Below are 8,677 nucleotides of genomic sequence, written 5' to 3'. Positions count from 1 at the left end.
GTTCCAGCCGGCCCGGCGTCGCATCCAACTGGCGGTCGACCGGCGGTTCAACCGGCGCCGCTACGACGCGGCCAAGACCATCCAGGCGTTCAGCGCCCGGCTGCGCGAGGAGCTGGATCTGGACACGCTGTCGGCCGAGCTGCTGGCGGTCGTGGAGACGACAATGCAGCCGACCACGACGTCGCTGTGGCTTCGACCGTCCGCGCGCGGCTCCTGGGGCACCGCTCGCGGGGAGGCAGGGCCTGGTCTGCGAGCCGCCGGCTGAGACCGGTGAACGGACCTCAGCTCCTCGCGAAACCTGGCCTGCAACATGTCAAGACACCTCAGGGACGGACCACTAGGTCCACGGATGGAGTCGAACGTTCCTCCTGGCACCGGCGGCGCCTGACGTGGCGGTCCGGGCAGGCGGACTTCCTCGCTGCCGGCCACGCCTTGTCAGGCAGGGCGGCATTGGCCAACATACCGAGCGTTCTCGTCCAACCGGGCACATGTGCCCTGGACGCCGGGGCCGCCACCGCCCCAGGAAGGACAGCTGAGGAGCGCCGTGACACCGCCCGAGGGCCCCGACCGCTCCGACGCCGCCCGGGATGCGGTCGTCGCGGCGTTCGTGCTCGGCTGGCACGTGGCCGAGCTGTTCCACGCCAACATCCCAGGGACCGCGCAGCGCCGGTCGGCCGGCGTGGACCGGCTCACCGGCATCGGCGAGCTCGATCCGCTGTCCCGGGCCAGGCTGCTGCTCGACCAGGTGCGGGTCGATCTTGCATTCGCCTGGCAGTTCGGCCGCTCCGGCCAGGAGCCCCCCGACACCGGCCCCATCCAGGCGCTGCTGGAGGCCGACGTGCGCCAGCCGGGCCAGCTCCGGGCGGCCGTGGCCGAGCTGCACCGCCAGCTGCTGATGGCCCTGACCGCGGCCGACTTCCGGCTGGGCAAGGCCTACGGCCTCGGCCGGGCCCTGGCCCAGACCGCCCTGCTGCCCGACGCCAAGCACCCGGAGACCTTCCGGCGGACCTTCGCCCGCTTCCGGCTGGACAACCTGCTGGGGTGGCTGGCCGACCTCAGGTCGGCGTTCCCTCCGCACGCCGCCGAGGCCGTCAGCGGGTCGCTCCAGGCGTGGGCGGCCTGGAGCGACGCCCCGACCCTGCGGTCGGCCGTCGACGACCCGGGGCAGGCGCTGGCGCGGCGGCCCCGGCGGCCGCCCGCCCGGCCGGTGGACTGGTCGGCCGCCCCCGACCGCGAGAGCGTCACCCGGGCGCTGCACCGCCAGGGCCAGCTGTGGCGGGCCTTGCTGTCCGGCGAGCGGGACGGCCTCGACCTGTTGTCCACCGACGACTACCTGTGGGCGGCCGACCAGTTCCTTGGCCACCTCCGCCGGCTCACCGTGCGCTTCCTGCGCCGCTTCTGGATCGTCACCACCGCGGTGGCGGCGATCCTGGCCGCGGCCCTGGTCGTGGTGGTGGTCGTCCGCGCGGCGTCCGCGGTGGTCGCGGCCGTCCTGGCCGCCGCCGGCGCGATCGGCATCACCTGGAAGGGCGCCGCATCGGGCCTGGGCAGGGCCCTCGCCCAGGCGCAACGCCCCCTATGGGACAGCGAGCTGGACGTCGCCGTGGCCAACGCGGTCACCTGGCTCCCCCGGGAACGGCGGACCGCCGACCGGACCGCCACCCCAGCTGACGCCGGCGGTACGGACGAGCTCAGCCGGGGATGACCCGGCGCGGCACCGGCGGGTCGCGGCGCAGCCGCTGGACGGTCGTCACACAGTCGATCCCAGGAGGGGCGACACCTCATCACCACAAACAGGTGCGGGTTGCACATTGGGAACAATTGGGAGGATGCTCCCGCGAGCCCCCAAGGAGGGTGCCTATGCGCTACAAGGTTGGCGCCGAACGACTCCAGCAAGTGCCATCCCTGGCCCACCGGCCGGACGGGGTGTTCCGGGTCGCCAGGACCGCTCCAGTCGGCCCAACCCACGCGGTATGCGCGGCGACCGGCGCTACCGTCTGCGGGATCAAGGCGGAGACCCTTACGGTGCTGAACGAGGATTGGGAAGCGGCAAGCTTTGTCGAGAAGTGCTCTGGCTGTTTCGCTGCGGTCGCTGCCCGCGGTCGCGGTTAGCCGCCGAGCGTTGCCACGCCGTCCCGAGGCCCATCGCCGAGTTGTTGGCTGTCGGGTCGTGTGGCTTCCCCCATTCCGTGCCGTCACTGACCGGATTCGCTAGGATGCCCGGTTGCGCTCGTCGGAAGATCTCGTGGCACCGGTCTAGCGCTGCCGGGCCGTTGTGGTTGCTCCGCCGGTCGCGACGCGGATCCAGGAGGTGGGGGCATGGCTTCAGAGCAGGAAGACGACCGCCATCGGCAGCTCGAGGCGCTGCGACGGCACATGGTCCGGCTCGACAGCCAGTGGGAACCTCCCAGCCAGGTCGGGGTCCAGGGCGAGCGCCTGGGTGGCGAGCCCGCCGGACGGGCCGTGCGCGGGCGGCCGCCGCTTCACTGGCTGCTCCTTGCCGGCCTGCTGGTCGTGGTCGCGCTGGTCGGTGGTGTGGCTGTCGGCGCGGTGGCCTGGTCCGACAACCGGCCAGCCCACGATGCGACGAGGACGACGGCTGCCGACTCCGCGGACCGGAGCCTCACTGGCTCCTCGGCACCGGTCGCCACACCGGCGTGCAAGACGGCCGTTGACCGGGCCAACGCGATGCTCGCCAGCGCCGTCAAGCTGCGAGGGGCTCTTGCCGAGCACGACAGGATCTTGAACGACCCGGCCAATCGCGGGCTGCCGGTCGGCCAGGTGCTCGACAAGCTCGCTGTCCCCCAGCAGGTCGGGGCCAGTGAGTCGATCAGGTTCGACCGTGCCCTGGACGCCTACCGGCAGGTTGTGGACCGGTGCGACCTGCGCGTCCCCTGAACCCCGTAAGAGGGTCAGGGTCGGCTAGTACACGGCGTCGATCGGGAACCCGTTGCCTGTCATGCTGCTCGGTCCGCTCCACGGCGAAGCGCACCGATGCACCGTCGGCGCGGGTAAAGGCGATCTCGTCGCCCCGGCGCAACCCGCGGAGCCGACGATGAGCTGATGGGCCACTCGTAGGTCCCGTACGGCGTGTTCTCCGGTGCCGGCGGCTGGTACCCAAGCCGGGTTGGCGCGGAGCACGCATCATGGTCGAGCGTCGGCCAGGGGCGCATCCAGGAACGGCAGCACCGCTCCCAGGACGAGGTCGGTCTTGGCGAGCCCGAAAAAGTGCGTCGTTCCTGGGAACACCGCCAGCTGCGAGGCCGGGACCCCGACGAAATCGCCGTTGACGTCGCCACCACGCAACTGCAGGAACCGGACCGCGTGCTCGAGCCGCACCGCGTCGCAGTCCCCCACGGTGATCAACGTCGGCGCGGCGATCCCCTCGATGTCGGCGTCGGCCCAGCCAGGGAACCCCGCGTCGAACTGCCCCAGCTTGTCCAGGAGCTCCTGCAGCTTGTCAGGGTTCGGTGACTTGGCCCGGTAGTCCTGCTCCATCGGCGTCCCGGCGATGGCGTCCACCGTCAGGGCCTCCACCGCCTCGGCATTCTCCGAACGGTCACCATCGGGATGGAACGACACCGACGACACGACCAGCTTGCCGACCAGCTCAGGATGGTTGATGGCGAGATGAAGGGCGACGGCGCCACCCACGCTGTTCCCGAAGACGTCGACCTGGGCGACACCCAGGTGCCCGAGCAGCCCGACCACATCAGAGGCAAGGTTCGCACTGGTGAGCGGCCGGTCAATGTCACCGGTCCGTCCGTGGCCCTGGAAGTCGGCGGCGATGACCTGGCGGGTCGCGGCCAGCCCGGGGAGCAGCGGGCCGAACTGCAGGTCGATGTTGAACAGCCCACCATGCAACAACAGCAACGGTCGGCCACCAGCGCCGTGGAGCTCGTAGTACATCCGGAGGCCGTCCACCGGGGCATAGCCGGTCTGCGGTGCGGTCTCGGTGTCAGCCACGACCCAAAGTCTTCCCCTCGCCCCGACACCGGTCAAGCATGCTCCCAGTTCGCTTTGGCCCCTGCTGCCTGCGACCGGTACGCAGGTTTCCCGATGTCGAATAGAACAAGTGTTCGATATCCTGCTCCGGTGGGGACCTGGCACGACCCTGACCTGGGCCGGCCGATCGCGGCGCCGCTGCCGCGGTGCGCCGAGCTGCTCGGCGTCGACCTGGCCACCATCCAGGAGGCGGCCGCCAACATCGAGCCCTACCTGCGCGCCGACGGCACCAGGGTCTGGAGCCTGATGCAGCTGGAACGCCAGCTGCGGCCAGAGGCGTATGGCCGGCGGCGAGGCGGCTACCTCGATCGTCGAGGAACCCGCTCCGCCGACCCATGACCAGCACAACCGAGAACCTCCGCGGCGAGCCGGAACTCGCCCTCATCCTGCTCCGCCACTCTTGGATGAGGAGCCTTCCCCCGGCATGCTGATGCTCGACCTGCCTGCTGGTTTCCCGAAGGGAGCGCCCATGCCCGCCACCACCCCTGAGCAGATCCACCGGTTGTTCGAGAACCGCTTCAACGCCGGCGACCTTGATGGCCTCATGGAGCTGTATGAGCCCGACGCCGCCCTGATCGCCCAGCCGGGCAGCGTGGCCAACGGCGGCGAACAGGCGCGCGCCGCCCTTCAGGGCTTCTTGGCCCTCAAGGGCCGCATCACCCTCGACACCAAGCTGGTGGTCACCGTTGGCGAGCTGGCCTATCTGGCCAACACCTGGTCGCTGCGTGGCACCGGCCCGGACGGCAATCCGGTTGCCCTGGGCGCCACGACGGCCGAGGTGGCCCGTCGCCAGGCCGACGGCAGCTGGCGCTATGTGATCGACAACGCCTGGGGCGACCAGGCAGTCGCCGACTAGCCACGCCTTGTGAGCCGCGGCCGCGCCGGCCGGTCGGGGCGGAACACCTGGCGTTCGAAGGCGTCGGCGGCGCGCAGGATGGTGGCCTCGTCGGCGTGGCGGCCGACCAGCATCATGCCGACGGGCAGGCCCGCCGAGATGGCGCAGGGGACGTTCATGGCCGGGTGGCCGGTGACGTCGAAGGGGGCGGTGTTGGGGATCATCTCCAGGGCCCTGGCCACGTAGACCTCGACCGGGCAGTCGGGCTCGGGCAGCTCGGTTGCCTTGAGGGGAAGGGTCGGCATGACGAGCAGGTCGTGACCGGCCAGGACCTGGTCGTAGGCCGCGGTGGCGGTGCGGGCCAGGTTCTGGGCCTTGGCGTAGTAGCGGCCGCGGTGGGTCTCGGCCATCCACTGCCCGGCCAGCACCGTCAGCTTGACCGTCTCCGACAGCCGGTCGCCCTTGGCCCGGCGGCCCTCGCCGAAGGTGTCGACCAGGCCGGTCGCGTAGTGGCCCTTGGCTCCGCGGGCCATGCTCTCGCCGGCGACCATGATCGCCGTGGCTCCCTCGACCGCGATCGCGTTCCACACCGCCATGGCGTCCCGGTGCCAGGGGATCGAGACCTCCTCGACCTTGGCGCCGAGCCGCTCGAAGGCGCGGGCGGCCTCCCGGACCGCCTCATCGACGTCGGCCTCGGACAGCCCGGCGATCCCGAACCCCTCTCTGACCAGGGCCAGGCGCAGCCCGGCGACGTCGCCGGTGAGCGCGCCCAGGTAGTCGGCGGGCCGCAGCCCGGCGTGCTGGCGCGGGTCCAGGCCATCGGGGCCGGCCAGGACCGACAGCAGCAGGGCCACGTCCCTGGTGGTGGCGGCCATCGGGCCGAGGTGGTCGAGGGAGGCCTCGATCGGGAACGCGCCGGTGTACGGGACCAGCCCCCAGGTCGGCTTCAGCCCGTAGATGCCCGACCAGCAGCTCGGGATCCGCACCGAGCCGCCCTGGTCGCCACCGATGGCCAGGTCGACCTCGCCGGCGGCGACCAGCGCGGCCGAGCCGGTCGAGGAGCCGCCGGTGGAGCGGGTCGGGTCGTAGGGGTTGCGGACCGGGCCGCTGTCGGCGGTGTGGCTGCCGCCCGAGAAGCACAGGCTCTCGCAGACGGCCTTGCCGAGGATGGTGCCGCCGGCGTCCAGGACCCGCTCGACCACGGTGGCGTCCTCGTCGGGCACGTAGCCGTCCAGCAGCGTCGTGCCGTTGCGCATGGGCACGCCGGCGACGGCGACGTTGTCCTTGATGGCGACGGTCCGGCCGGCCAGCGGGCCGCCGTCGGCGCCCTCGATCCGGACCCGCCAGGCCCAGGCCCCCAGCGGATTCTCCTCGGGCCGGGGCTCGGTCCCGCCGTCGCGGGGGTAGCGCGGCTGCCGCTTGGGCTCCTGGAGCTCGTCGAGCCGGTCGTAGGGAGCCAGGAACCCCTCGACCAGGGCCTCGAACGATGGCAGGCGCTCGGGGGCGATGCCGAAGTGGAACTGGCGGGCGATCGCGGTGAGGTCCTCGGGTGCGGGACGCTGAACGGCCATGACTACCCCCAGTGGGCGACGGCTGCTGCCGCTTGCCTACGCGTCCAGGCGTCCGCTGTCAACGCCTAGCAGCTGCCTGTGAGGAGGCGGTGCCGGCGCGCTAGGCTCTCGTCAGGATGCTCCCCGGACCGGGAGGCCCACCATGCGCGATCTGCCGCCGAACATGACCGACTACCTGGCGACCCGGGCGTCGTTCCGGCTGGAGGTCCCGGAGCGCTACAACTACGCCCGTGACGTGGTCGACGCCTGGGCGGTGCGGGAGCCCGGCAAGCTGGCGCTCCTGGCGGTCGGCCCCGACGGGGGCGATCCCCGCCGCTTCAGCTTCGCCGACCTCGCCCGCTCCTCCGACCGGGCGGCCCGGTTCCTGGCCGGCCAGGGGGTCACCAAAGGCGACCGGGTGTTCGTGATGCTGCCCCGCGTGCCCGACTGGTACGACGTGGTCCTGGGCTGCATCAAGCTGGGCGCCGTGCCGATGCCGGCCACCACCCTGCTCACCCCGCGCGACATCGCCTACCGGCTCAACAGCGCCGAGGCCAGCGTGGTCGTGGTCGACGCCGAGGGCATCGCCAAGGTCGACCAGGTCGCCGCCGACTGCCCCAGCCTCCGGACCCGGGTCTATCTGGCCGGCGGAGGCTACGGCGGCATCCCCGACGAGGCATCCGACCAGGCCGGCGGCTGGGTCTCGTGGGCCGACGGGCTGGCCGCCGCCGGCGACGGCCCCCCGGAGGCGGAGCCGACCAGGTCCGACGACCCGATGCTGCTCTACTTCACCTCGGGCACGGTCGCCTACCCCAAGATGGTGCTGCACACCCAGGCCTCGGCCGGCATCGGCCACCAGATCACCGCCCGCTTCTGGCAGGACCTCAAGCCCGACGACCTGCACTGGACGGTCAGCGACTTCGGCTGGGCCAAGGCGGCCTGGGGCAAGCTGTTCGGCCAGTGGGCGCTCGGCGCGGCCAACTTCCTCTGGGATGTGCGCGGCAAGCCCGACTTCGACCTGATGCTGCGGCTGATCGGCGAGCACGGGGTCACCACCTTCTGCGCCCCGCCGACCGTCTACCGCGCGCTGGTCCTGCTCGACCTGGCCGGCTACGACTGGTCGCGGCTGCGCCATTGTGTCTCGGCCGGTGAGCCGCTCAACCCCGAGGTGATCAAGGTCTGGCAGGCGGCCACCGGGCTAACGATCTACGACGGCTACGGCCAGACCGAGACCGTCAACCTGCTGGCCAACTTCCGCTGCCTGGAGGTGCGCCCCGGCTCGATGGGCAAGCCGACGCCCGGCTTCGACGTGGTCGTGATCGACGACGACGCCCGAATCCTCGGCCCCGGCCAGGAAGGCCACGTCGCCGTCCGCGTCCGGCCGGAGCGCCCGGTGGGGCTGTTCACCGGCTACTGGCGCGACCCGGAGGCGACCGCGGCCGCGTTCCGGGGCGACTTCTACGACACCGGTGACCGTGCCTACGTGGACGAGGACGGCTACTTCTGGTTCGTCGGCCGCGCCGACGACGTGATCACCTCGGCCGCCTACCGCATCGGCCCCTTCGAGGTGGAGTCGGCCCTGGTCGAGCACCCGGCGGTGGCCGAGGCGGCGGTGGTCGGCAAGCCCGATCCGCTGCGCGGCCAGATCGTCAAGGCCTACATCGTCCTCGTCCCCGGCCGCGAGAGCTCCGAGGCCCTGGTCGCCGAGCTCCAGGAGCACTGCCGGGCCGTCACCGCCCCCTACAAGTACCCGCGCGAGATCGAGTTCACCGCCGACCTGCCCAAGACCATCTCCGGCAAGATCCGCCGCGTCGAACTCCGCGAGCGGGAACGGCACCGCGGCGGCTGAGCACCTACGGGAACCGGGCGCTCAGGCGCCGCACGACGCCAAGCCCACAATCGGCGGCGTCGAACTCCCGAGGTGACGGCTGGCGCCAGCGTCCCGGCGGCCCCGACCAGTGGCTCACTCCAGGTAGTCGCGGCCTACACGCGTGTGAGCGCTGTGCCAGCCGCGGGTCGCGCAGATCAGGAACGAGCGTCAGGGCCGCGATATCCCAGCCTGAGCATCGCCTAGGTCTGCGTGGCCGCTGCCTGTTCGCGGGCCTTGCGGTAGAGCGCGACTGCCCACCAGCGCCACGCGGTCAGGGCGAAGAAGGCGACCGCGACCGCGATCGCGGCTTGGGTGGTGAAGACCAGGTCGGTGATGAGGTACAGCACGCCGGTGAAGGCCAGGGCGATGGCGCCGGTCCCGGCGATCGCTTCCCGGTTGCCCTTGCGGACCATCGCG

At 71.8% G+C, this 8,677-nt stretch carries 10 protein-coding genes; 6 read left to right on the top strand and 4 right to left on the bottom strand.

What is annotated here, in order from left to right:
* Both VF468_25740 and VF468_25735 read left to right on the top strand, forming a co-directional pair.
* On the top strand, positions 1-265 hold a 265-nt coding region (locus tag VF468_25740), incomplete at its 5' end, for a hypothetical protein (protein HEX5881690.1).
* A 279-nt stretch (positions 266-544) separates the two neighbouring features.
* On the top strand, positions 545-1,705 hold the full coding sequence (locus VF468_25735; protein HEX5881689.1) for a hypothetical protein: 1,161 nt from the start codon (positions 545-547) through the stop codon (positions 1,703-1,705).
* 620 nt (positions 1,706-2,325) lie between these two features.
* On the opposite strand, the gene VF468_25730 is transcribed toward VF468_25735, so the two are convergent.
* Positions 2,326-2,487 carry a hypothetical protein gene (locus VF468_25730; GenBank protein ID HEX5881688.1) on the bottom strand — a complete coding sequence of 54 codons (162 nt, stop codon included), beginning with the start codon at positions 2,485-2,487 and terminating at the stop codon, positions 2,326-2,328.
* 27 nt (positions 2,488-2,514) lie between these two features.
* Here VF468_25730 and VF468_25725 point away from each other — a divergent pair, with 27 nt between their 5' ends.
* Positions 2,515-2,898, top strand: a complete 384-nt coding sequence (locus tag VF468_25725; GenBank protein HEX5881687.1) for a hypothetical protein — start codon at positions 2,515-2,517, stop codon at positions 2,896-2,898.
* A gap of 246 nt (positions 2,899-3,144) precedes the next feature.
* On the opposite strand, the gene VF468_25720 is transcribed toward VF468_25725, so the two are convergent.
* Entirely contained in the window at positions 3,145-3,966 is an 822-nt protein-coding gene (locus VF468_25720; GenBank protein HEX5881686.1) for an alpha/beta hydrolase, read from the bottom strand.
* A gap of 129 nt (positions 3,967-4,095) precedes the next feature.
* Between VF468_25720 and VF468_25715 the strand changes: the two genes are divergently transcribed.
* Complete coding sequence (locus VF468_25715) at positions 4,096-4,344, top strand: hypothetical protein (GenBank protein ID HEX5881685.1); 249 nt, start codon at positions 4,096-4,098, stop codon at positions 4,342-4,344.
* Between the two features lie 130 nt (positions 4,345-4,474).
* Positions 4,475-4,861: a nuclear transport factor 2 family protein gene (locus VF468_25710; protein ID HEX5881684.1), complete on the top strand. Its 387-nt coding sequence runs from the start codon at positions 4,475-4,477 to the stop codon at positions 4,859-4,861.
* On the opposite strand, the gene VF468_25705 is transcribed toward VF468_25710, so the two are convergent.
* Entirely contained in the window at positions 4,858-6,411 is a 1,554-nt protein-coding gene (locus VF468_25705; GenBank protein HEX5881683.1) for an amidase, read from the bottom strand. The genes VF468_25710 and VF468_25705 overlap by 4 nt on opposite strands.
* Before the next feature lie 142 nt (positions 6,412-6,553).
* On the opposite strand from VF468_25705, the gene VF468_25700 reads away from it, so the two are divergent.
* Positions 6,554-8,239: an AMP-binding protein gene (locus VF468_25700; GenBank protein ID HEX5881682.1), complete on the top strand. Its 1,686-nt coding sequence runs from the start codon at positions 6,554-6,556 to the stop codon at positions 8,237-8,239.
* A 221-nt stretch (positions 8,240-8,460) separates the two neighbouring features.
* Here VF468_25700 and VF468_25695 read toward each other — a convergent pair.
* Positions 8,461-8,677 (bottom strand): DUF6328 family protein (locus VF468_25695; GenBank protein ID HEX5881681.1); only part of this gene is annotated, 217 nt, incomplete at its 5' end.

The organism is Actinomycetota bacterium, from assembly GCA_036280995.1.
GTDB lineage: Bacteria > Actinomycetota > CALGFH01 > CALGFH01 > CALGFH01 > CALGFH01.
Note: the sequence above shows the minus strand (reverse complement) of the source record. Positions and strands in the feature narration are given on the sequence as shown.

Bases quoted from the DNA above. Each gene is read 5' to 3' on its own strand.
- VF468_25700 (HEX5881682.1), top strand. From the start codon at position 6,554: ATGCGCGATCTGCCGCCGAACATGACCGACTACCTGGCGACCCGGGCG.
- VF468_25705 (HEX5881683.1), bottom strand. From the start codon at position 6,411: ATGGCCGTTCAGCGTCCCGCACCCGAGGACCTCACCGCGATCGCCCGC.
- VF468_25710 (HEX5881684.1), top strand. From the start codon at position 4,475: ATGCCCGCCACCACCCCTGAGCAGATCCACCGGTTGTTCGAGAACCGC.